This is a genomic window from Campylobacter lari subsp. concheus (genome assembly GCF_008245025.1).
Taxonomy (GTDB): Bacteria; Campylobacterota; Campylobacteria; order Campylobacterales; family Campylobacteraceae; genus Campylobacter_D; species Campylobacter_D concheus.
Genome location: NZ_CP043426.1, coordinates 401,463 through 424,439 on the forward strand (window position 1 = coordinate 401,463; position 22,977 = coordinate 424,439).

The window sequence follows — 22,977 nt, forward strand, 5'->3', positions numbered from 1 at the left end:
AATGGATTTTTTTAAACTTAAAGAACATAATAGTGATATAAAAACTGAAATTTATGCAGGTATTGCTACTTTTTTAGCAATGATTTATATCATACCGGTTAATGCAAATATTATGAGTAATTCAGGTATGCCATTAGAAGCTTTAATTGTTGCAACCGCTTTAGTAACTATTATAGCTACTGCTTTTAGCGCTTTTTTCTCTAATACTCCTGTGGCTATGAGTGTGGGTATGGGGTTAAATGCGTATTTTACTTTTAGCGTGTGTAATACCTATCAAATTCCTTGGCAAAGTGCTTTGGGGGCTGTGTTTTTATCAGGTGTTGTTTTTACTTTATTATCTTTTACTAATTTTAGAATTTGGGTGATAAAAAGCATACCAAATGATTTAAGAAAAGCCATATCAGCAGGTATTGGAACCTTTATAGCCTTTATGGGGCTTGTGCAAATGGGGATTATCACTAAAAGCGAAGCAACTTTAGTGGGTTTGGGCGATTTTTCAAGTACTAAAGTGCTTTTTGGATTATTTGGTTTGTTTTTGGTTTTTGTTTTTTGGGCTTGGAGGATTAAAGCTGCGTTCATCTTAGCTGTTTTTGTAAGTGCTTTGTGTGCTTGGATTTTTGGTATCGATGGAGCCAAGTTTCCTGAGCAACTTTTATCTTTGCCAGTTATTAGTGGAGATAATGGTTTAAGTGCTATATTTGGTAAGCTTGATATTAAAGGAGCTTTAGAGCTTAGTATGATTCCTATAGTACTTACTTTTTTTGTTACCCAGCTTTTTGATAGCGTAGGTACAATCACAGGTGTAGGTTCAAGAGGAAAAATATTTGATGATCCAAAGCAAGGTGAGAAAAAATTAGGTAAAACCTTAGGTGCTGATGCAGCAAGTTCAGCTATGGGGGCAGTTGTTGGAACTTCTACTGTAACTGCTTTTGTGGAAAGTTCAGCAGGGGTGGAAGCAGGAGGTAGGACAGGACTTACAGCTTTAGTTACTGCTATATGTTTTGTTTTTACCTTATTTTTATTGCCAGTATTTAAAGCCATTCCTGCAAATTCTATTTATCCTATTTTGGTGCTTGTTGGTGTTTTAATGTTTATGGAAGTTGCAAATATTAATTTTAAAGATAAAGCTATAGCAGTAAGTGCATTTTTTATTATTATCATGATGCCACTGACTTATTCTATTACTACAGGTTTTGCTTTTGGATTTATTGCGTATTTATTTATGCGTATCATGCAAAAAGAATTCGATAAAATCAATCTTGGTATTATTGTATTAAGTGTGATTTCATTACTAGTATTTTTATTACAATTTTTATAGGAAGTGATTATGTATTATTATGCTTATGAAGAATTTCAAAAAGAAATTATTCCTTTTACACGCAAAATTAAGGAAGAATTTAATCCTGATGTATTACTTGCCATTGCAAGAGGTGGTATGACTTTGGGTCATTTTTTAGCAGAAGGTATGGGAAATAGAAATTTATTTTCTTTAAATTCTATTCACTATGAAGACACTCAAAAGTTAGATACGATTAAAATTTTTAATATTCCTGATCTTAGTTCATATAAAAAAATTCTTTTAGTAGATGATATTATAGATAGTGGCGAAACTATGATAGAAATCAAAAGAGTTTTAATGAAAAAATATCCTCATTTAGAACTTAAAGTAGCAAGTGTTTTTTATAAACCTTCAGCATTATTAATCCCTGAGTTTTATATAAAAGAGGCTAAAGAGTGGATTGACTTTTTTTGGAGTATTAAAATTTAGCTTTAAATCAAATACAAATGCTATAATATATATTGACTTTATTTTGTTAAGAAAGGATGTCTTATGAGTTTAACAAGAAGAAAATTTCTAAAAGGACTTGCTGCTACTTCAGCGATTGCTTCGGTTAATCCTTTAATAGCTGCAAGTGAGGGAACTAAATTTTATGATACTAAAAAAATTCCTCATGCTACTCACTTTGGTGCTTTTTGGGCTGAAGTAAATTCAGAAGGAAAACTTGTAAAAGTTACACCACAACAATCTGACAAACATCCTTCTATTATCACTGATGCTATCATTGATAGAACTTATTCAGATACCAGGGTAAAATATCCTTGTGTTAGAAAAAGTTTTTTAGAAGGTAAAAAAAGACCCAAATTAAGAGGTAAAGAACCTTTTGTAAGAGTGAGCTGGGAAAAAGCTTTAGAGCTTGTATTGCAAAAATTAAAAGAAACTCCTATTGAAAATTTATTTAATGCAAGTTATGGCGCTTGGGGGCATGTAGGTTTATTGCACAATTGTAACTCGGTAGCAGGAAGATTTTTCAATACCGCTTTAGGTGGCCACATCGGCACTGATGGGGAGTATAGCAATGGAGCTGCTGGTAAGGTTAATGCTAGTATAGTAGGGGATTTAGAAGTTTATTCTTTACAAACTTCTCATGAGGTGATTTTAGAAAATACCCAAGTTTATGTTTTATGGGGAGCTGATCTTTATAAATGTAACCAAATTGACTTTAAAGTTGCAAATCGTGGTAATGATGAGTATTATAAAAAATACAGCAAATCAAATATCAAATTTATTAGCATTGATCCTCAATACACTCAAACAGCAGAAATTTTAAATGCCCAGTGGATTAAAATTCGCCCAAATACCGATGTAGCTTTAATGCTTGGTATGATGAATTATTTATATAAAAGTGGAAAATACGATAAAAAATTCATTGAAAAATACACTGATGGTTTTGACAAATTCTTACCTTATTTACTTGGAAAAACTGATGGTATTGATAAAACTCCAGCTTGGGCTGCAAATATTACCGGTGTTGAAGAAAAAGTTATTACCGCATTAGCGGATACTTTTGTAAAAAATAGAACTTTCTTGGCAGGTAACTGGGCTATGCAAAGAGCGCACCATGGCGAACAAGCTGATTGGACTTTAATGGTTTTAGCTTCTATGATAGGTCAAGTAGGTTTGCCTGGTGGCGGATTTGGTTTTTCAATGCATTATTCAGGCGGAGGACAAGCATTTTCAGGTGTAAGATTACCAGTAGGTTTACCACAAGGTAAAAATAATCTTGATACTAATATCCCTGCAAGTAGAATTTCAGAAGCAATATTAAATCCAGGTAAAACAGTTAAATTTAAAGGTAAGGAAATTACTTATCCAAAAATCAAACTTATGTATGTAGTAGGTGCTTCTGTATTGGGTCACCATCCAGATACTAATGAGCTTATCAAAGCATTAAGAACTCTTGATACATTAATCGTGCATGAGCCTTGGTGGACACCTATGGCAAAAATGGCTGATATTGTATTGCCTTCAACTACAACTTTAGAAAGAGATGATATTAGTTTTGGTGGTTCTTATTCGCAAGATTATGTTTATGCTATGAAAAAAGTAATTGAGCCTTATTTTGAAAGTAGAAATGATTATGATATTTTTGAAGAATTGGCAAAAAGAATAGGTGAAAGAGAGCATAAAAAATTCACCGGAAATAAAACAAAGCAACAATGGCTTGAAGGTTTTTACGGCAGAAGTGATTGTCCTTATTATATGGAATTTGCTGATTTTTGGAAACAAGGATTTATTCATTTTGAAGCTCCAAAAGAAGCTTATAACTTTGTAAGACACTCTGAATTTAGAGCCGATCCTGTAGCAAATAAACTTGCAACAGAAAGTGGAAAAATTCAAATTTATTCACCAAAATTTGAAAAATACAATTTAGAAGATTTTAAAGCACATCCAACTTGGTTTGAACCAGCTGAGTGGTTAGGTAATGAAAAATTAGTTAAAAAATATCCTTTCCATTTGTTAAGCCCGCATCCAAGATATAGAGTACATTCTCAGCTTGATAATACTTGGGTAAGAGATTTGTATAAAATTCAAGGTAGAGAGCCTGTGGTGATTAATACAAATGATGCTAAAAAACTTGGTATTACACACGGAGAAGTTGTAGAAGTATATAATGATCGTGGATCACTTTTAGCAGGGGCTTTTGTAACAGATAATATTATGGAAGGGGTTATTAGTATCCAAGAGGGTGCTTGGTATGACCCTGAAGATGTAAGCGATAGCAAGCCAAGATGTAATGCAGGTCATGTAAATGTTTTAACAAGTTCAAGACCAACTTCAACTATGGCTCAAGCAACTAGTGTTAATACTTGTCTAGTGGGCATTAAAAAGCTAAAAGAGGTTATAAAACCTTATAACTCAACTACACCACCAGAAATTATAGGAGCTTAATAAATGAAGAAGATTATATTAGTATTGACTTTTTTAGCTAGTGCTTTATTTGCTAAAGATATGTTTATTTTTAATGAAAAAGTAGATCTTTTAGATAGTGCTAGTAAAAAAGTGGTAGGGCAAATTTATGAAGGCTCTAAAGTAGAGCTTATAAAAGAAGAGGGTGAATATTCTTTGATCAAAGTTAAAGGTGAGGTTGTGGAGACAAATCCAAAAAGCCTTGCTTATACTAAAGATGGAATTTATCTTTTGCTTACTTTAAATGCTAAAAATGCAAGCAATGAAATGGAATTTTTAGTTAAAAGTAAAGATTTAACTGATCAAGAAATTCTTGCTTGGGATGAGATAGAATTAACTTATTATGATACTTGTACAAGTTGTCATGCAGCGCATAAGCCAAAAGAACATTTAATGGAAGAATGGGATGCATACTTATCTGCTATGCAAGGGTTTGCAAAAATTACTGATGCAGAAAAAGATAGAATTTTAAGATTTTTACAATCTCACGCAAGTAATGGTCCTGTAAAACTTGACTAATCAAAAATGAAAAGGTATTTGCTAGCCGTTTTATTTTTTGATTTTTGTGCTTTATTGTATGGCATAAGTACTTTATCTATAAGCTACAATGAAGCACAAATTTATTTTTATGATCATAGCTTAATTGCTATGATCGCTAGATTTGGTACTACTCTTTTTGGTCAAAATGACTTTGGGTTAAGACTACCTTTTGTTTTATTGCATTCTTTAAGTTGTATTTTATTATATATTTTAGCTTTAAAATATACCAAAACTTCTTTTGATGCCTTTATTTCTGTGGTGCTTTTTATATTACTCCCTGGTAGTGTAGCTAGTGCTTTGCTTATTAATGAATCAAGCATTGTGATATTTTTTACGCTTTTAATTTTAGTATTATTTGAATACAAGAAAATATTTTTATTTTATGTTTTATTAGTTTTAGTTCTTTTTGTAGATGGAAATTTTGCAATTTTATACTTATCTTTTTTCTTTTTTGCTATTTATAAAAAAGATAAATTACTTATTATATGTTCTTTGATTTTATTTGCTATCGCAATGAGTGTTTATGGATTTGATGCAAGTGGAAAGCCTAAGGGGTATTTTTTGGATACTTTGGGTATTTTTGCAGCTTGTTTTTCGCCTTTGATTTTTCTTTATTTTTTTTATGTTGTTTATAGAATTCTTTTACAAGATGATAAGCCACTTTTATGGTTTATTAGTGCAAGCACTTTTGTTTTTTGTTTAATTTTTTCTATAAGACAAAGGCTTTTTTTAGAAGATTTTTTACCTTTTTGTGTAGTTTGTACGCCTTTATTGATTCGTTATTTAATGTCTTCTTATCGTTCAAGAATGCCACAATTGCGCCTAAAACATAAAATTTTTATAGAATGTTCTTTGATATTTTTATTATTTTTTTATCTTGGTATTATTTTTAATCAAAGTTTTTATTATTTATTAAAAGATCCTAAAAAACATTTTGCCTATGATTATCACATAGCTAAAGAATTAGCTTTAAATTTAAAACAACACAATCTCACGCATATTGCTATACAAGATAAAGAATTAGCCTTAAGACTTAAATTTTATGGTATTTCTAAGGGTAAATTAGAACTTTATTCTAGTAAAAAAGCTAGTAAAATCTATGTTAGTTTAGGTAAGCATAAAGTGTATTATTCTATAAAATGAAACAAGCTTTTACTTTAATAGAACTAGTTTTTGTTTGTATAATATTATCCTTATTATTTTCTATGGCTTATGTTTATTATAAACCTGATTATTTGCGTTTGGGAGCTGAGCAAGTTTTAAATGATATTAAATACACAAGACATTTAGCTTTAATGCAAAATGATTTTAGAGTTAAAGAATTTAACATTGCTAAACGAGAGTGGTTTAAGGCTAAATGGCAGCTGTATTTTATACGCTCAAAATCTGCCACTAATAATGAACAAACCTATACCATTTTTTTAGATAAAAACGGTGATGGCAATGCAAATATAGGTAAAAATATGATCAATAAAGATAGAGAAATAGCTGTTGATCTTATCAATCCAGATATATTAATGAACTCAGGTCAAAGTGGAGTGATAAATCAAAATGATTTCAAAGCAAATTTAAAATATAATATAGAAAAAACTTATGGTATATCTAAAGTTTTATTTGAAGGTGCTTGTAAAGGAAGTACGCGTTTAGTTTTTGATGATTATGGTCGTTTATATACGCCTTTAAAAAATGCTACACGTGTTTATGATAAACTTGTTTCTTTTAATAATGATTGCATTATAAGATTATCTAATAACCAAAATGAGCATATATGTATTGTTATAAATTCCATTAGTGGCTATGCTTATATTCCTAAATTTTCTTTAAATAAATCACAAAATATTATACTTAATAATAAAAACACCTACTGTCATGCCTTGTAAGATGTATTGATGGTGTATCATGCTAACCCAGTTTCCAAACATTAACTATCAAAGAGCATAATTACATCTGTAAAAGCAAACATTCATAGATAACTCCTTAGTTTTTAAAGATCTAGTTTTTGCTAGATCTTTAAAGATATTTAGTTTTAAATATGAATGAAATTATTTATTTAAGATAAAATAGGAATAAAATTTAAATTACAATTTTAAAGATTTAACTTAATTATAGTTTGATTATCTAAACTATAATCATTATATACTAATAATTATAGTATAACGACATACTATAACTTCAAATATATATCCCAATAAATACATATTTTTGTTTACTTTAAGAATTCTCATATAAAACTATGATATAATACAAGCCATAGTTTTAATTTTAATAAGGAGAATTCTCATGAAACTAGTTAAACTTAGTTTAGTAGCAGCTTTAGCTGCAGGTGCTTTTTCAGCAGCTAACGCTGTTTCACTTGAAGAAGCAATAAAAGATGTTGATGTATCAGGTATGTTCAGATACAGATTTGAATCTGATAGAATGGATATTGGGAATAATCAAACTACTGGCGGTTATAATAATCCTGGTAATAGCAACAACACACACAAGTTTAAATCTCAATTAAACTTCAAAGCAGCTTTAGATGATAACTTTAAAGCTTTTGTTCAATTCCAATACAGCACTAGTGAATTAGGCTATGGTAATGTAAAAGATGAAAATGGTGAAATTGCTAAAAAAGTTGGAACAAACACTCACGACACTTTTGCTGTTAACCAAGCTTACTTAGAATACACTAATGAAGCTTATGCTACAAATGTAATTTTCGGTAAAATGGAAATTAATTCTATTTGGACTGATGATGCAGTAGGTACAGGAGCTAAAGTTCTTAACAATTCTATCGAAGGTTTAACTTTTGCTGGTTATTGGTTTGATAGCTTCAATGATGAAGATGATGGTGATTTCGGTGGTACTAAATTAAATAATTCATCTTTATATGGTGCTGCTGTATTAGGTGATTTTGATCCATTTGCTTTCCAATTATGGGCTGCTTATTCAGCAAATAACGCATTCTTATATGCAGTAGATGCTAGCTATAAATTTGCATTTAATGATATGAATTTCAAAATCCAAGGTCAATATTTAGGAAATAGCTTAGACAGCGATTTTGAAAAATTCTATAGTAATAATGTAGATAATGGTAACTTCTATGCAGCTAAATTCAGTGGTGATATCTCTGCATTTGATTTCCAAGCCGGTGTAGTTGGTTATGGTGAAAAAGATAAAGAAACTCTTGTAACTTTAGAAGATTTAGGTAGAGTTATTGCTCCAGGCAAACAAATTTTCTATTCTGAAGGTAGCGATTTAAGAGGTGATATGGGTGAAAACTTCTTCTACTTTGCAGGTTTAGGTTATACTTTTGCTGAAACTTTAAGAGTGGGATTTGACTATATTGGTGGTAAATCTGAACAAGTTGGCTATGATATAGATAAATACGAAATGGTTGGAAGCGTATCTTATGCTTATAGTCCAAAACTTACATTTAGTGGATTCTATTCTTACCTAAATGAAGACTTAAATAAACAAGGTGTTAATGATAGAGATGATCAATATATCAGACTTGAAGCTCTATACAAATTCTAATTATAAAAGCTAAGCCTTTTGGCTTAGCTTACTATATCTAAAATTATTTCTTCTTTTAATCCTTGTATTTTAATTTCTTTTATTTTTAAATCATTAGGTAGGTTTTCTAGTAAAGCTTCTTTGCTATGTATATTTTTACTTGCTAGTATTCTTAATATTTTACCCCTATAAGCCTTTGCAAAATGACTTAAAGTTTTGGAATTTTTTAAAAAAGTGAGGGTGGTAAAAGGTTGTTTAAGGGTGTAAAATTTTTCATAAAATTTGGCTCTAAGATCGATTATTAATTCATTTTCTAAAAAATTATCAAGCTCACTGGAAAAATTTTCTTTATAAAATTTTTCTATATTAAAATCTTTGATTTTCTCTCCTTGTTTTAATTTATAATAAGGTATTAAATCTTTTGCTAAAATAGGACCAAAAAGATTTGAAAATATTAATACATTTTCATCTATATATTTTTTAGAAATTTCATCCAAGCTCTCATAATTTAAATATTCAAAAGCAACACCATTGTATCTTTGAATCGCTTTAGTTGTATCTTTTTTTAATATATTTTGGCTAAGATCATATAATTCATCTTTATCTTTGATACCAAAAAATTTTTCAAGAACATTTTTATCACATTCTTTAATAAAATTTTTGTATTGAGTAATTACTCCAAGTCTTTTATCGTATAACCTGCTAAATATGAATGATTTTTCATCTAAACAAGTATGCGTATTTATCTTACTTTTTCCTTCGCTAGGTGAAAATAAAATTTTCATAATAAATCCTTTATTTTTTAAAAATTATACAAAATTATTTAAAACACTTGACATTAATTCAAAATTACACTATAATTCAACTTTATTTTTTGCTGGTTTAGCTCAGTTGGTAGAGCAGCTGCCTTGTAAGCAGCAGGTCGGGGGTTCAAGTCCCTTAACCAGCTCCATTGTTAATAGCAGTGTTTGACCAGAAATAAAAAGCATTATTATTCATGGTGAGTTACTCAAGTGGCCAACGAGGGCAGACTGTAAATCTGCTGGCTTTCGCCTTCCGTGGTTCGAATCCACGACTCACCACCATTGCTTTGCGGGAGTAGCTCAGTTGGCTAGAGCATCAGCCTTCCAAGCTGAGGGTCGCGGGTTCGAGTCCCGTTTCCCGCTCCAACCTTATTTTGGTAGAGTGAAACTGGGAGCTGTTTTTAAATTCAGAATTTCTAGCAGTTTCAAATTTCCAAAATTTTATAGTTTATGTTTTTAATTTTTCTGAGCGCTCGTATGGCTCAGAGGTAGAGCACTCCCTTGGTAAGGGAGAGGTCGCGGGTTCAAGTCCCGCTATGAGCTCCATTGATTTCAAAAGATTATAAAACATAAATTAGTATTTGTATGTAAATTTTATATGGAGGAAAAAGATGGCTAAAGAAAAATTTTCACGTAATAAGCCTCACGTAAATATTGGTACTATTGGTCACGTTGACCACGGTAAAACTACTTTAACAGCTGCTATCTCTGCTGTTCTTTCAAGAAGAGGTTTGGCTGAGCTTAAAGATTATGATAATATCGATAACGCTCCTGAAGAAAAAGAGCGTGGTATTACTATTGCTACTTCTCACATTGAGTATGAAACAGAAAATCGTCACTATGCTCACGTAGATTGCCCAGGTCACGCTGACTATGTTAAAAACATGATTACTGGTGCTGCTCAAATGGACGGTGCTATTCTTGTTGTTTCTGCAGCAGATGGTCCAATGCCACAAACTAGAGAGCATATCTTACTTTCTCGTCAAGTAGGTGTACCATATATTGTTGTTTTCATGAACAAAGCTGATATGGTTGATGATGCTGAGTTGTTAGAATTAGTTGAAATGGAAATTAGAGAATTATTAAGTTCTTATGATTTCCCAGGAGATGATACTCCAATTATTTCAGGTTCTGCTTTACAAGCTCTTGAAGAAGCAAAAGCTGGACAAGATGGTGAATGGTCTAAAAAAATCTTAGATCTTATGGCAGCAGTTGATGAGTATATTCCAACTCCGGCTCGTGATACAGATAAAGATTTCTTAATGCCTATCGAAGACGTATTCTCAATTTCAGGTCGTGGTACAGTTGTTACCGGTAGAATTGAAAAAGGTATTGTTAAAGTTGGTGATACTATTGAAATCGTTGGTATTAGAGAAACACAAAGCACTACAGTAACTGGTGTTGAAATGTTTAGAAAAGAAATGGATCAAGGTGAAGCAGGAGATAACGTTGGTGTTCTTCTTCGTGGAACTAAAAAAGAAGATGTTCTTCGTGGTATGGTTCTTGCTAAACCTAAATCAATCACTCCTCACACTGATTTTGAAGCAGAAGTTTATATTTTAAATAAAGATGAAGGTGGACGCCACACCCCATTCTTTAATAACTATAGACCACAATTTTATGTAAGAACAACTGATGTTACTGGTTCTATCCAACTTGCAGAAGGCGTTGAAATGGTTATGCCAGGAGATAATGTTAGAATTACCGTAAGTCTTATTGCACCAGTTGCACTTGAAGAAGGTACTCGTTTTGCTATCCGTGAAGGTGGCCGTACTGTTGGTTCAGGTGTTGTTTCTAAAATTATTAAATAATTTAAGCGAGATTTAATCTCGCTTTTTAAGGAATAAAAATGAGAATTAAAGTTGGTTTAAAATGTGAAGAATGTGGCGATATTAATTATAGCACTTTTAAAAATAGTAAAAATACAACTGAAAAGTTAGAATTAAAAAAATATTGTCCAAGATTGAAAAAACATACAATTCATAAAGAAGTTAAATTAAAAAGTTAAGGCTTTTATAAAAAAGCCCTTAGGGCAATAGCTCCAACGGTAGAGCGCCGGATTCCAAATCCGATTGTTGGGGGTTCGAATCCCTCTTGCCCTGCCACAAAATAAGGTAAAATATGGAAAAACTAATAACTTATTTTAAATTGTCAAAAGCTGAATTAGGAAAAGTGATTTGGCCTTTGAAAGAGCAAGTTAGAAATGCTTATATTACAGTTTTTGTAGTTGTTACTGTTGTTTCATTATTTTTAGCATTGGTTGATTTGATTATGTCATTTTCATTATCTAAGATTATAGGATAAAAAAATGAATCATAAATGGTATGCAATTCAAACTTATGCAGGTAGTGAGATGGCTGTAAAAAGAGCCATAGAAAATTTAGTTAGAGATCATGGAATTCAAGAACAATTATTAGAAGTAATTGTTCCAACTGAAGATGTGATTGAATTTAAAAATGGTAAAGAAAAAATAAGCGAAAGAAGTTTATATTCGGGTTATGTATTTGCTAATATAGACTTATCAACAGAGCTTTGGCATAAAATTCAGTCTTTACCAAAGGTTGGTCGTTTTATAGGTGAAAGTAAAAAACCAACCCCATTAAGTGAAAAAGATATCAATCTTATTTTAGAAAAGGTGAAAAACAAAGCAGCACCTAAGCCTAAAATTTCATTTGATAAAGAAGAAAGTGTAAGAATAACTGAAGGTCCTTTTGCAAACTTTGTTGGTATTGTAGAGGAATATGATATGGTTAGAGGCGTTTTAAAGCTAAATGTTTCTATATTTGGTAGATCAACTCCAGTAGAAATCTTATACTCTCAAGTTGAAAAAATAGTTTGATTATATAGTAAGTAAAGGAGAAAGGTTATGGCTAAAAAAGTCGTAGGAGAAATTAAATTACAAATAGCTGCTACTAAGGCTAATCCATCGCCTCCAGTTGGTCCTGCTTTGGGTCAACAAGGTGTTAATATTATGGAATTTTGTAAGGCATTTAATGAAAGAACAAAGGATATGGCTGGTTTTAATATCCCCGTTGTTATTACTGTTTATGCAGATAAAAGCTTTACATTTATAACAAAACAACCACCAGCTACAGATTTAATTAAAAAAGCTGCAGGTATTTCTAAAGGTGCAGATAATCCTTTAAAAAATAAAGTAGGTAAATTAACTAAAGCACAGGTTTTAGAAATTGTGGATAAAAAGATCGCTGATATGAATACAAAAGATAGAGAGCAAGCTGCTAAGATTATTATGGGTTCTGCTCGTTCTATGGGTGTTGAAATCGTAGATTAATACTCTTTACCGCCAAGAGTTTAAAAAGGCGGTAGCACTTTATATAAAATGCGGAGAAAATTGATGTCTAAAAATACTAAAAGATTTACAGAATTATTAAAAAAAATAGATTCAAATAAAAACTATTTAATGGATGAGGCAGTAAGTACAGTAAAAACTCTTGCTTCTGCTAAATTTGATGAAACAGTTGAAATTGCTTTAAAACTAAATGTTGATCCAAGACATGCAGATCAAATGGTAAGAGGTAGTGTTGTTTTACCTTGTGGTACAGGTAAAAAAGTTCGTGTTGCTGTTATTGCAAAAGATGCAAAAGCTGATGAAGCGAAAAATGCAGGTGCTGATATTGTTGGTAGTGATGATTTAGTAGAAGAAATTCAAAAAGGTAATATGAATTTTGATGTTTTAATTGCTACGCCAAATTTAATGGGTCTAGTAGGTAAAGTGGGTCGTATTTTAGGACCTAAAGGTTTGATGCCAAATCCCAAAACAGGTACAGTAACAATGGATGTTGCTCAAGCTGTTAATAATGCTAAAAATGGACAAGTTAATTTCCGTGTTGATAAACAAGGAAACATCCATGCAGGCTTAGGTAAAGTTAGTTTTACCCAAGAGCAATTAAAAGAAAATATGACAGCATTTGTGAAAGCTATTAATAAGCATAAACCAGCTGCTGCAAAAGGAAGATATATTAAAAATGCTAGTCTTTCTTTAACTATGAGTCCTTCTCTTTCTCTTGATACTCAAGAATTACTTGATACAAAATAAAATTAATGAGAGTTTTTCTCTCATTAATAAAAATTAGATAAGATAATATCTTTTATTTTATCTAATTTTTATCTTAGATTGGAGATAGCCGAGGTCTTAAGACTTAATTAGATTTTCTGCTCTGCTTGAAATCACCGGTCGGAAAGGAGTAAAGAATGACTAAAAGCCAAAAAATTGAACTTGTTTCTAAGCTTGAAGAGGGTTTTAAGGCTAGTGAAGCTGTTGTAGTTTGTAACTACAAAGGTTTAAATACTAAAAAACTTGAAGAGTTAAGAAATAATGCGAGAGAAATGGATGTTAAAGTTCAAATTATTAAAAATACTTTAGCAAGTATTGCTCTTAAAAATGCCGGCAAAGATGGAATGGAACTTAAAGATACAAATATTTATCTTTGGGGTGAAGACCAATTAAATGTTTCAAAAGTTGCTGATAAATTTAGCGAAGCTAATCAAACATTTGAAATCAAAACCGCATTTATTGATGGTGAAGTTGCTTCAGTAGATAAAGTTAAAGCTTTAGCTAAAATGCCTTCTCGCAATGAATTACTTGCTATGCTTTTGCAAGTTTGGAATGCACCAATCACCAATTTTACAATTGGATTGAATGCATTAAAAGAAAAAAAAGAAGCTGAATAAAATTAAAAAGGATAAAAAATGGCAATTACTAAAGAAGATGTATTAGAATTTATTTCTAACCTAAGTGTTCTTGAACTTTCAGAATTAGTAAAAGAATTTGAAGAAAAATTTGGTGTTTCTGCTGCTCCAGTTATGGTTGCAGGTGCTGCTGTTGCAGGTGCTGCTGGCGGTGCTGCTGAAGAAAAAACTGAATTTGACATCGTATTACAAGATGGTGGCGATAAAAAAATCAATGTAATTAAAGTTGTTCGTGCTTTAACTGGTCTTGGACTAAAAGAAGCAAAAGATGCTGTTGAACAAACTCCATCAGTTCTTAAAGAAGGTGTTAGTAAAGCTGAAGCTGAAGAAGCTAAAAAACAACTTGAAGAAGCTGGCGCTAAGGTTGAGCTTAAATAATTTTTTTTGTTTTAAAAGAAAGGATTTTGTGTCCTTTCTTGTTTTCCTTTAATTAGGATTCTTTCTTTCAATACTTTTACCATGGGGTATAATAATATGTTAAATTCACAATCAGGAAATCGTTTAAGAATAGACTTCTCGAATGTTCCACAACAAATAGACATTCCAAATTTATTACAATTACAAAAAAAAAGTTTCGATTATTTTTTAAACATAGATGCGAAAAATTCAGAAAGTGGAATTGAAAAAGTATTTAAATCTATTTTTCCAATTCATGATCCACAAAATAGATTAAGTTTAGAATATGTAAGTAGTGAAGTAGGTAAACCTAAGTACACTATTAGAGAGTGTATGGAAAGAGGTTTGACTTATTCTGTAAATTTAAAAATGAAAATCCGTTTAACTTTGCATGAAAAAGATGAAAAAACGGGTGAAAAAATTGGTATAAAAGATATTAAAGAACAAGAAATTTATATTAGAGAAATTCCTTTAATGACAGATAGAATTTCTTTCATAATTAATGGAGTTGAAAGGGTTGTAGTAAATCAACTTCATAGAAGTCCGGGCGTTATATTTAAAGAAGAAGAAAGTTCTACTGTTGCAAATAAATTAGTATATACAGCCCAAATTATACCAGATCGTGGTTCTTGGCTTTATTTTGAATATGATGCTAAAGATGTGCTTTATGTGCGTATTAATAAAAGAAGAAAAGTGCCTATTACAATTTTATTTAGAGCACTTGGTTATAAAAAACAAGACATTATAAAATTATTTTACCCTATACAAACTATTTATGTCAAAAAAGATAAATTTTTAACAGAGTTTAATCCAAATGACTTTTTAGATAGAGTTGAGTATGACTTAAAAGATGAAAAAGGTAATGTAGTTCATCAAGCTGGTAAAAGAATGACAAAGAAAAAGGCTGAACAGCTTGTAAAAGATGGGGTTAAATGGGTTGAATATCCAGTTGAAATTTTAACAAACAGATATTTAGCTAATCCTATTATTAATAAAGAAACTGGCGAGGTTTTATTTGATTCTTTAACGCTATTAGATGAGGGAAAACTAGCAAAAATTAAAGAAGAAAAACAGTTTGATATTGCTAATGACTTAGCTAATGGAGTAGATGCTGCTATTATTAATTCTTTCATTCAAGATAATGAAACTTTAAAATTATTAAAACAAACAGAAAATATAGATGATGAGAACGATTTAGCAGCTATTAGAATTTATAAAGTAATGAGACCAGGCGAACCGGTAGTAAAAGATGCTGCAAAAGCTTTTGTAAATGATTTATTTTTTAATCCTGAAAGATATGATCTAACAAAAGTTGGTCGTATGAAAATGAATCATAAGTTAGGTTTAGATACGCCTGAATATGTTACGGTTTTAACTAATGAAGATATAGTAAAAACTGCAAAATATTTAATTAAAGTAAAAAATGGTAGAGGACATATTGATGATAGAGACCATTTAGGCAATCGTCGTATAAGATCAATTGGAGAACTTTTAGCTAATGAACTTCATGTAGGTCTTGCTAAAATGCAAAAATCAATCAGAGATAAATTTACGGCTTTAAATACAGATATTGATAAAGTAATGCCTTATGATTTGATTAATCCTAAGACAATTACTGTAACAATTATGGAATTTTTTACCGGCGGTCAATTATCTCAATTTATGGATCAAACAAATCCATTGAGTGAAGTGACTCATAAACGTCGTCTATCAGCGCTTGGTGAAGGTGGTTTAGTAAAAGAAAGAGCAGGTTTTGAGGTACGTGATGTTCATGCAACGCATTATGGAAGAATTTGTCCTGTTGAAACTCCAGAAGGTCAGAACATTGGGTTGATTAATACGCTTTCAACTTATGCTAAAGTAAATGATTTAGGTTTTGTTGAAGCACCTTATAAGAAAGTGGAAAATGGAAAAGTAAGTAATGAAATTGTTTACTTGACTGCTACTCAAGAAGAGGGCTTGGTGATTGCAGCTGCTTCAACTAAAATTGATGAAAAAGGTAATATTGTTGAGGAATTTGTTGAGGCAAGACAAGATGGTGAAACAATCCTAGCAAGAAGAGAAGAAGTGCATTTGATTGACCTTTGTTCAGGTATGATAGTAGGGGTTGCAGCATCATTAATCCCATTCTTAGAACACGATGATGCAAACAGAGCTTTAATGGGTTCGAATATGCAACGTCAAGCAGTGCCTTTACTAACTGCACAAGCACCTATAGTAGGTACTGGTATGGAAAAAATCATTGCGCGTGATGCTTGGGAGGCTATTAAAGCTAAAAGAGCAGGAATTGTAGAAAAAGTTGATAATAAAAATATTTTTATTTTGGGTGAAGATGAAAATGGGCCATTTATAGATCATTACAAAATGGAAAAAAATCTAAGAACAAATCAAAATACAACTTTTACGCAGCATCCAATTGTTAAAAAAGGAGATTTTGTTCAAGCAGGTCAAATTATTGCAGATGGCCCAAGTATGGATCAAGGCGAACTTGCTATTGGTAAGAATGCCTTAATCGCATTTATGCCATGGCATGGGTATAACTATGAAGATGCTATTGTAATTAGTGAGAAAATTTTACGTGAAGATACTTTTACTAGTGTTCATATTTATGAAAAAGAAGTAGAGGCTAGAGAGCTTAAAGATGGTGTAGAAGAAATTACAAAAGACATTCCAAATGTAAAAGAAGAAGATTTAGCACATCTTGATGAGAGTGGTATCGCTAAAATAGGAACCCATATAAAGCCTGGTATGATTTTAGTTGGTAAAGTTTCACCTAAGGGTGAAGTAAAACCTACACCTGAAGAAAGATTATTAAGAGCTATTTTTGGTGAAAAAGCTGGGCATGTTGTAAACAAATCTTTATACGCAACTGCCTCATTAGAAGGTGTTGTTGTAGATGTAAAAATCTTCACTAAAAAAGGTTATGAAAAAGATGCGCGCGCTATAAAAGCTTACGATGATGAAAAATTAAATCTTGAAAAAGAACACCATGATAGACTTTTAATGATGGATAGAGAAGAAACTTTAAGAGTGTGCTCTTTGCTTTCTAAATCAGCTTTAAATTCAGATGAAGAAATAAATGGTGTTAAATATAAAAAAGGCTCTAAAGTAGAAATTGCAGAATTAGAAAAAATTAATCGTTTTGCATTAAATTCTTTAGTTAAAGCTTATTCTAAAGAAGTGCAAAAAGAATATGATGATTTAAAAAATCATTTCCAAAATGAGAAGAAAAAACTTAAAACAGAGCATGATGAAAAATTAGAGATTTTAGAAAAAGATGATATTTTACCAAGTGGAGTAGTAAAACTTGTTAAAGTATACATCGCGACTAAGAGAAAATTAAAAGTTGGGGATAAGATGGCAGGACGCCATGGAAATAAAGGTATTGTATCTAATATCGTTCCAGAAGTTGATATGCCATATTTACCTGATGGAAGACCTATTGATATAGCTTTAAATCCTTTGGGTGTTCCAAGCCGTATGAACATAGGACAAATTCTTGAGAGTCACTTAGGGATTGTTGGTATGAAACTAGGTGATCAAATTCAAGAAATTTTTGATAGAAAACAAAAAGATTTTGTAAAAGAATTACGTGAAAAAATTCTTGAAATTTGTAGTGTATCTAGACTTGAACTAGAAAAGAAATTTGTACAAACTTTAAATGATGAGCAACTTATTTCTTATGCAAGGGATTGGGTCAAAGGAGTGAAATTTGCTACTCCTGTATTTGAAGGTGTAACGGTTGAAGAATTTGGTAAGCTTTTTGAAATGGCTAAAATAGCTATGGATGGAAAAAGCGAACTTTATGATGGAAGAACTGGTGAAAAAATGGCAGAACGTGTACATGTTGGATGTATGTATATGCTTAAATTGCATCACTTGGTAGATGAAAAAGTTCACGCAAGAAGTACCGGGCCTTATAGTCTTGTAACACAACAACCAGTTGGCGGTAAGGCTTTATTTGGTGGACAAAGATTTGGTGAGATGGAAGTTTGGGCTCTTGAGGCTTATGGAGCAGCTCATACTCTAAGAGAGATGTTAACCATAAAATCTGACGATGTTGAAGGTAGATTTAGTGCTTATAAAGCTTTAACAAAAGGCGAGAATGTTCCAGCAACAGGTATTCCAGAGACATTCTTTGTACTTACAAATGAATTAAAATCTCTTGCTTTAGATGTTGAAATTTTTGATAAGGATGAGAATAATGAGTAAATTTAAACCTATCGAAATAAAAGAAGATGGTAGACCTAGAGACTTTGAAGCTTTTCAATTAAGACTTGCAAGTCCTGAAAAAATCAAATCATGGTCTTATGGTGAAGTAAAAAAACCAGAAACAATTAATTATAGAACCTTAAAGCCTGAAAGAGACGGTCTTTTTTGTGCTAAAATTTTTGGACCGGTAAGAGATTATGAGTGTCTTTGTGGTAAGTATAAAAAAATGCGTTTTAAAGGTATTAAGTGTGAAAAATGTGGTGTTGAAGTTACTAGTTCTAAAGTACGCCGTTCAAGAATGGGACATATTGAATTAGTTACACCGGTAGCTCATATTTGGTATGTAAATTCTTTGCCAAGTCGTATTGGTACTTTACTTGGCGTAAAGATGAAAGACTTAGAGCGCGTATTGTATTATGAAGCATATATAGTAGAAAGTCCAGGTGATGCATACTATGATAATGAAAATACCAAAAAAGTTGAATTTTGTGATGTATTAAATGAAGAGCAATATTTAAATTTAATGCAGCGCTACGAAAGCAGTGGTTTTAAAGCTAGAATGGGTGGCGAAGTTGTTAGAGATTTGCTAGCAAATTTGGATCTTGTTGGGCTTTTAAATAAATTAAAAGAAGATATTGCAGCAACTAATTCAGAAGCAAAGAAAAAAACTATTATTAAACGCTTAAAAGTGGTAGAAAATTTCTTAAATAGTAATCTAAATACTAATACAAATAGTGATGAAGTAGTTCCAAATCGTCCTGAGTGGATGATGATTACAAATTTACCTGTATTACCACCTGATTTAAGACCTTTGGTAGCTTTAGATGGTGGAAAATTTGCAGTTTCTGATGTGAATGATTTATATAGAAGGGTTATTAATAGAAATACACGCTTGAAAAGACTTATGGAGCTTGATGCACCTGAAATTATCATTAGAAATGAAAAAAGAATGCTACAAGAAGCAGTTGATGCTTTATTTGATAATGGTAGAAGAGCAAATGCAGTTAAAGGCGCAAATAAACGTCCATTAAAATCTTTAAGTGAAATCATCAAAGGAAAACAAGGTCGTTTCAGACAAAATCTACTTGGTAAAAGAGTGGATTTTTCAGGTCGTAGTGTTATTGTTGTTGGACCAAAACTCAGAATGGATCAATGTGGCTTGCCTAAAAAAATGGCTTTAGAATTATTTAAACCACATTTGTTAGCTAAGCTTGAAGAAAAAGGTTATGCAACTACTGTAAAACAAGCTAAAAAAATGATTGAAAATAAAACCAATGAAGTTTGGGAGTGTTTAGAAGAGGTTGTTAAAGGTCATCCTGTAATGCTCAACCGTGCACCAACCTTACATAAGCTTTCTATCCAAGCTTTCCATCCCGTACTTGTAGAAGGCAAAGCAATTCAACTTCATCCATTGGTGTGTGCAGCATTTAATGCTGACTTTGATGGGGATCAAATGGCTGTGCATGTGCCTTTATCTCAAGAAGCAATAGCTGAGTGTAAAGTATTAATGCTTTCATCTATGAATATCTTGCTTCCAGCAAGCGGTCGTTCTGTGACTGTACCTTCTCAAGATATGGTTTTGGGAATTTATTATCTATCTTTAGAAAAAGATGGTGCTAAGGGTGAGCATAAAATTTGTACAGGTATTGAAGAGGTTATGATTGCTCTAGAAGCAAAATCTTTAGATATTCATGCAAGTATTAGAAGCGTAGTTGATGGAAGAAAAATCACAACAACTGCAGGAAGATTAATCATTAAATCTATCTTACCTGATTTTGTTCCAGAGAATATGTGGAATAAAGTCATGAAGAAAAAAGATATTGCAGCTTTGGTTGATTATGTTTATAAAGAAGGTGGACTTGAAGTAAGTGCTAGCTTTTTAGATAAACTAAAAGATCTTGGTTTTGAATATGCAACAAAAGCAGGTATTTCTATTTCAATTGCTGATATTATTGTACCTGATCAAAAGCAAAAAAGTATAGAAGAAGCTAAAAAACAAGTAAGAGAAATCCAAAATTCATATAATTTAGGTTTGATTACTTCAGGTGAAAGATATAATAAGATTATTGATATTTGGAAAAGCACTAATAATGTCTTATCAAAAGATATGATGGAGTTGATTAAAAAAGACAAAGAAGGATTTAACTCTATTTATATGATGGCAGATTCTGGTGCTAGGGGTTCAGCGGCTCAAATTTCACAGCTTGCTGCGATGAGGGGTCTTATGGCTAAACCTGATGGTTCTATTATTGAAACACCGATTATTTCGAACTTCCGTGAAGGACTAAATGTTCTTGAATATTTCATTTCAACTCACGGTGCTAGAAAAGGTCTTGCAGATACAGCGTTAAAAACAGCAAATGCAGGTTATTTGACAAGAAAACTTATCGATGTGGCGCAAAATGTAAAAGTTACAATGGAAGATTGTGGCGCACATGAGGGTGTTGAGATTAATGAAATTACCGCAGATGGTGTTGTGATTGAAACCTTAGAAGAAAGAATTTTAGGAAGAGTTTTAGCTGAAAATATTATTGATTCTATTACTAATGAGATTTTGTTCTCAGAAGGTACTTTAGTAGATGAGGAAAAAGCTAGGATTATTGTTGAAAGTGGAGTAAAGAGTGTAAGCATTAGAACTCCTATTACTTGTAAAGCTAAAAAAGGAGTTTGTTCTAAATGCTATGGTATTAATCTAGGTGAAGGAAAATTAGTTAAACCAGGTGAGGCTGTAGGTATTATATCTGCTCAATCAATTGGTGAGCCAGGAACACAGCTTACGCTAAGAACTTTCCATAGTGGTGGTACTGCTAGCACAGATTTGCAAGATCGTCAAGTGGTAGCACACAAAGAAGGATTTGTAAGATTTTATAATCTTAATACCTATCAAGATAGACAAGGTAAAACTATAGTGGCTAATCATCGCAATGCTGCTATTTTACTTGTTGAGCCAAAAATCAAAGCTCCATTTAAGGGAACTATCCATATTGAGCATGCATATGAAGATGTGGTGGTTAGCGTTAAAGCAAAAAACAATGAAGCTAAATTTATATTAAGAAAATATGACTTAGCGAAAGCTAATGAGCTTGCGGGTGTAAGTGGTAATATTGAAGGTAAATTATATATCCCATATAGCGATGGTGCTGAAGTAGCTGAAAATGAAAGTATTGTAGAAGTAATCAAAGAGGGTTGGAATATACCAAACCGTATCCCTTATGCGAGTGAATTGCTAGTAAAAGATGGTGATCCTATTACTCAAGATATTATAGCTGGTGCAAAAGGTACTTTGAAGTTTTATATGCTTAAAGGGGATGGCTTAGATAGAATTAGAGATCTTAAAAAAGGTGATGTGGTTAAAGAAAAAGGTGTTTTTGTTGTTATTGCTGATGAAAATGATAGAGAAGCAAAAAGACACTATATACCAAGAGATTCTGTGATTGAATTTGATGATAGTGCTTTTGTGGATAATCCTAAAACTATCATAGCAAAATCAAGTAAAGAAGATAAAACTATCATTGCTGAATGGGATGCATATAATAATACTGTAATTGCAGAAGTTGCAGGTACAATTAACTTTGAAGATATTGAGTCAGGCTATAGTGCTGATGAGCAAATTGATGAAGCAACCGGTAAAAGATCTCTTGTTATTAATGAGTATTTACCAAGTGGAGTACGTCCAGCATTATTAATCATAGGTGAAAATGATAAAGTAGTGCGTTATCAACTCGAACCAAAAACTGTTATTTATGTAAATGATGGTGATAAGGTTAAGCAAGCTGACATCCTAGCTAAAACACCAAAGGCAGCTGCTAAATCAAAAGATATTACTGGAGGTCTTCCAAGGGTATCTGAATTGTTTGAAGCAAGAAAGCCAAAAAATACTGCTGTTGTGGCTGAAATTGACGGGGTTGTTAGATTTGATAAACCTTTAAGATCAAAAGAAAGAATTATTATCCAAGCAGAAGATGGAAGCAGTGCAGAGTATTTAATTGATAAATCAAAACGCATTCAAGTAAGAGATGGTGAATTTATCCATGCGGGTGAAAAATTAACCGATGGAGTTATTTCAAGTCATGATGTGCTTAGAATTTTAGGTGAAAAAGCATTGCATTATTATCTTATTTCTGAAATTCAGCAAGTTTATCGTGGTCAAGGTGTTGTGATTTCTGATAAGCATATTGAAATCATTGTATCGCAAATGCTAAGACAAGTAAAAATTGTTGATAGTGGTCATACAAACTTTATTGTGGGTGATTTGGTTTCAAGAAGAAAATTCAGAGAAGAAAATGAAAGAATTTTAAGATATGGCGGTGAACCTGCTGTGGCTGAGCCTGTATTGCTTGGGGTTACAAGAGCAGCTATTGGAAGTGATAGCGTGATTTCAGCTGCTTCATTCCAAGAAACAACAAAAGTTTTAACAGAAGCAAGTATTGCAGGTAAATTTGACTATCTCGAAGATCTAAAAGAAAATGTAATCTTAGGTCGTATGATTCCTGTTGGTACAGGTCTTTATGGAGATCAAAATTTAAAACTTAAGCAACAAAATTAATTTTAATCCTAGCAATTTCGCTA

18 protein-coding genes and 5 tRNA genes are annotated in these 22,977 nt (G+C 31.8%); 22 read left to right on the top strand and 1 reads right to left on the bottom strand.

The window, feature by feature from the left end:
- Position 1 precedes the first annotated feature (1 nt).
- The 7 genes from CLCT_RS02140 to CLCT_RS02170 all read left to right on the top strand — a co-directional run bounded on the left by CLCT_RS02140 (position 2) and on the right by CLCT_RS02170 (position 8,308).
- Entirely contained in the window at positions 2-1,318 is a 1,317-nt protein-coding gene (locus CLCT_RS02140; RefSeq protein ID WP_149062119.1) for an NCS2 family permease, read from the top strand.
- Between the two features lie 9 nt (positions 1,319-1,327).
- Positions 1,328-1,768 carry a phosphoribosyltransferase gene (locus tag CLCT_RS02145; RefSeq protein ID WP_039668115.1) on the top strand — a complete coding sequence of 147 codons (441 nt, stop codon included), beginning with the start codon at positions 1,328-1,330 and terminating at the stop codon, positions 1,766-1,768.
- Positions 1,769-1,831: 63 nt separating this feature from the next.
- Entirely contained in the window at positions 1,832-4,231 is a 2,400-nt protein-coding gene (locus CLCT_RS02150; RefSeq protein WP_149062120.1) for a molybdopterin guanine dinucleotide-containing S/N-oxide reductase, read from the top strand.
- A 3-nt stretch (positions 4,232-4,234) separates the two neighbouring features.
- The gene (locus CLCT_RS02155) at positions 4,235-4,768 is read left to right on the top strand and encodes an SH3 domain-containing protein (RefSeq protein ID WP_149062121.1); all 534 of its coding nucleotides are present in this window, start codon (positions 4,235-4,237) and stop codon (positions 4,766-4,768) included.
- A gap of 6 nt (positions 4,769-4,774) precedes the next feature.
- Entirely contained in the window at positions 4,775-5,932 is a 1,158-nt protein-coding gene (locus CLCT_RS02160; RefSeq protein ID WP_149062122.1) for a glycosyltransferase family protein, read from the top strand.
- On the top strand, positions 5,929-6,669 hold the full coding sequence (locus CLCT_RS02165; protein ID WP_149062123.1) for a pilus assembly FimT family protein: 741 nt from the start codon (positions 5,929-5,931) through the stop codon (positions 6,667-6,669). Before CLCT_RS02160 ends, CLCT_RS02165 begins: the two co-directional genes overlap by 4 nt.
- Positions 6,670-7,069: 400 nt before the next feature.
- The gene (locus CLCT_RS02170; protein ID WP_149062124.1) at positions 7,070-8,308 is read left to right on the top strand and encodes a major outer membrane protein; all 1,239 of its coding nucleotides are present in this window, start codon (positions 7,070-7,072) and stop codon (positions 8,306-8,308) included.
- A gap of 23 nt (positions 8,309-8,331) precedes the next feature.
- Here the strand turns inward: CLCT_RS02170 and CLCT_RS02175 are convergent, their stop codons facing one another.
- Entirely contained in the window at positions 8,332-9,072 is a 741-nt protein-coding gene (locus CLCT_RS02175) for a YaaA family protein (RefSeq protein ID WP_149062125.1), read from the bottom strand.
- 91 nt (positions 9,073-9,163) lie between these two features.
- On the opposite strand from CLCT_RS02175, the gene CLCT_RS02180 reads away from it, so the two are divergent.
- The 15 genes from CLCT_RS02180 to rpoC all read left to right on the top strand — a co-directional run bounded on the left by CLCT_RS02180 (position 9,164) and on the right by rpoC (position 22,954).
- Positions 9,164-9,239 (top strand) — tRNA-Thr (locus CLCT_RS02180).
- A 47-nt stretch (positions 9,240-9,286) separates the two neighbouring features.
- Positions 9,287-9,372 (top strand) — tRNA-Tyr (locus CLCT_RS02185).
- Positions 9,373-9,379: 7 nt separating this feature from the next.
- A tRNA-Gly gene (locus tag CLCT_RS02190) sits at positions 9,380-9,456 on the top strand.
- Between the two features lie 105 nt (positions 9,457-9,561).
- A tRNA-Thr gene (locus CLCT_RS02195) sits at positions 9,562-9,636 on the top strand.
- A gap of 65 nt (positions 9,637-9,701) precedes the next feature.
- Positions 9,702-10,901 (top strand): elongation factor Tu, encoded by a 1,200-nt coding sequence (gene tuf, locus CLCT_RS02200; protein ID WP_039668122.1) that lies wholly within the window; start codon positions 9,702-9,704, stop codon positions 10,899-10,901.
- A gap of 38 nt (positions 10,902-10,939) precedes the next feature.
- On the top strand, positions 10,940-11,098 hold the full coding sequence (rpmG, locus tag CLCT_RS02205; protein WP_012661178.1) for a 50S ribosomal protein L33: 159 nt from the start codon (positions 10,940-10,942) through the stop codon (positions 11,096-11,098).
- A 21-nt stretch (positions 11,099-11,119) separates the two neighbouring features.
- Positions 11,120-11,195, top strand: a tRNA-Trp gene (locus CLCT_RS02210).
- 16 nt (positions 11,196-11,211) lie between these two features.
- Positions 11,212-11,394: a preprotein translocase subunit SecE gene (secE, locus tag CLCT_RS02215; protein ID WP_012661179.1), complete on the top strand. Its 183-nt coding sequence runs from the start codon at positions 11,212-11,214 to the stop codon at positions 11,392-11,394.
- 4 nt (positions 11,395-11,398) lie between these two features.
- Positions 11,399-11,929 carry a transcription termination/antitermination protein NusG gene (gene nusG / locus CLCT_RS02220; RefSeq protein WP_012661180.1) on the top strand — a complete coding sequence of 177 codons (531 nt, stop codon included), beginning with the start codon at positions 11,399-11,401 and terminating at the stop codon, positions 11,927-11,929.
- Between the two features lie 27 nt (positions 11,930-11,956).
- Positions 11,957-12,382 carry a 50S ribosomal protein L11 gene (rplK, locus tag CLCT_RS02225; RefSeq protein WP_012661181.1) on the top strand — a complete coding sequence of 142 codons (426 nt, stop codon included), beginning with the start codon at positions 11,957-11,959 and terminating at the stop codon, positions 12,380-12,382.
- A 63-nt stretch (positions 12,383-12,445) separates the two neighbouring features.
- On the top strand, positions 12,446-13,147 hold the full coding sequence (gene rplA / locus CLCT_RS02230) for a 50S ribosomal protein L1 (RefSeq protein ID WP_039668123.1): 702 nt from the start codon (positions 12,446-12,448) through the stop codon (positions 13,145-13,147).
- A 155-nt stretch (positions 13,148-13,302) separates the two neighbouring features.
- Positions 13,303-13,782: a 50S ribosomal protein L10 gene (gene rplJ, locus CLCT_RS02235; RefSeq protein WP_012661183.1), complete on the top strand. Its 480-nt coding sequence runs from the start codon at positions 13,303-13,305 to the stop codon at positions 13,780-13,782.
- An 18-nt stretch (positions 13,783-13,800) separates the two neighbouring features.
- The gene (gene rplL / locus CLCT_RS02240; RefSeq protein ID WP_012661184.1) at positions 13,801-14,178 is read left to right on the top strand and encodes a 50S ribosomal protein L7/L12; all 378 of its coding nucleotides are present in this window, start codon (positions 13,801-13,803) and stop codon (positions 14,176-14,178) included.
- Positions 14,179-14,274: 96 nt separating this feature from the next.
- On the top strand, positions 14,275-18,408 hold the full coding sequence (gene rpoB, locus CLCT_RS02245; RefSeq protein ID WP_149062126.1) for a DNA-directed RNA polymerase subunit beta: 4,134 nt from the start codon (positions 14,275-14,277) through the stop codon (positions 18,406-18,408).
- Positions 18,401-22,954 carry a DNA-directed RNA polymerase subunit beta' gene (gene rpoC / locus CLCT_RS02250; protein WP_149062127.1) on the top strand — a complete coding sequence of 1,518 codons (4,554 nt, stop codon included), beginning with the start codon at positions 18,401-18,403 and terminating at the stop codon, positions 22,952-22,954. Before rpoB ends, rpoC begins: the two co-directional genes overlap by 8 nt.
- Positions 22,955-22,977: the final 23 nt, after the last annotated feature.

Excerpts from the sequence above, each read along its gene's own strand:
- nusG (WP_012661180.1), top strand. The coding sequence starts at position 11,399 with ATGAATCATAAATGGTATGCAATTCAAACTTATGCAGGTAGTGAGATG.
- CLCT_RS02175 (WP_149062125.1), bottom strand. The coding sequence starts at position 9,072 with ATGAAAATTTTATTTTCACCTAGCGAAGGAAAAAGTAAGATAAATACG.
- rplL (WP_012661184.1), top strand. The coding sequence starts at position 13,801 with ATGGCAATTACTAAAGAAGATGTATTAGAATTTATTTCTAACCTAAGT.
- tuf (WP_039668122.1), top strand. The coding sequence starts at position 9,702 with ATGGCTAAAGAAAAATTTTCACGTAATAAGCCTCACGTAAATATTGGT.
- CLCT_RS02145 (WP_039668115.1), top strand. The coding sequence starts at position 1,328 with ATGTATTATTATGCTTATGAAGAATTTCAAAAAGAAATTATTCCTTTT.
- CLCT_RS02170 (WP_149062124.1), top strand. The coding sequence starts at position 7,070 with ATGAAACTAGTTAAACTTAGTTTAGTAGCAGCTTTAGCTGCAGGTGCT.
- CLCT_RS02140 (WP_149062119.1), top strand. The coding sequence starts at position 2 with ATGGATTTTTTTAAACTTAAAGAACATAATAGTGATATAAAAACTGAA.
- CLCT_RS02150 (WP_149062120.1), top strand. The coding sequence starts at position 1,832 with ATGAGTTTAACAAGAAGAAAATTTCTAAAAGGACTTGCTGCTACTTCA.
- rpoC (WP_149062127.1), top strand. The coding sequence starts at position 18,401 with ATGAGTAAATTTAAACCTATCGAAATAAAAGAAGATGGTAGACCTAGA.
- rplA (WP_039668123.1), top strand. The coding sequence starts at position 12,446 with ATGTCTAAAAATACTAAAAGATTTACAGAATTATTAAAAAAAATAGAT.
- rpoB (WP_149062126.1), top strand. The coding sequence starts at position 14,275 with ATGTTAAATTCACAATCAGGAAATCGTTTAAGAATAGACTTCTCGAAT.
- rpmG (WP_012661178.1), top strand. The coding sequence starts at position 10,940 with ATGAGAATTAAAGTTGGTTTAAAATGTGAAGAATGTGGCGATATTAAT.
- CLCT_RS02155 (WP_149062121.1), top strand. The coding sequence starts at position 4,235 with ATGAAGAAGATTATATTAGTATTGACTTTTTTAGCTAGTGCTTTATTT.
- secE (WP_012661179.1), top strand. The coding sequence starts at position 11,212 with ATGGAAAAACTAATAACTTATTTTAAATTGTCAAAAGCTGAATTAGGA.
- CLCT_RS02165 (WP_149062123.1), top strand. The coding sequence starts at position 5,929 with ATGAAACAAGCTTTTACTTTAATAGAACTAGTTTTTGTTTGTATAATA.
- rplJ (WP_012661183.1), top strand. The coding sequence starts at position 13,303 with ATGACTAAAAGCCAAAAAATTGAACTTGTTTCTAAGCTTGAAGAGGGT.
- CLCT_RS02160 (WP_149062122.1), top strand. The coding sequence starts at position 4,775 with ATGAAAAGGTATTTGCTAGCCGTTTTATTTTTTGATTTTTGTGCTTTA.
- rplK (WP_012661181.1), top strand. The coding sequence starts at position 11,957 with ATGGCTAAAAAAGTCGTAGGAGAAATTAAATTACAAATAGCTGCTACT.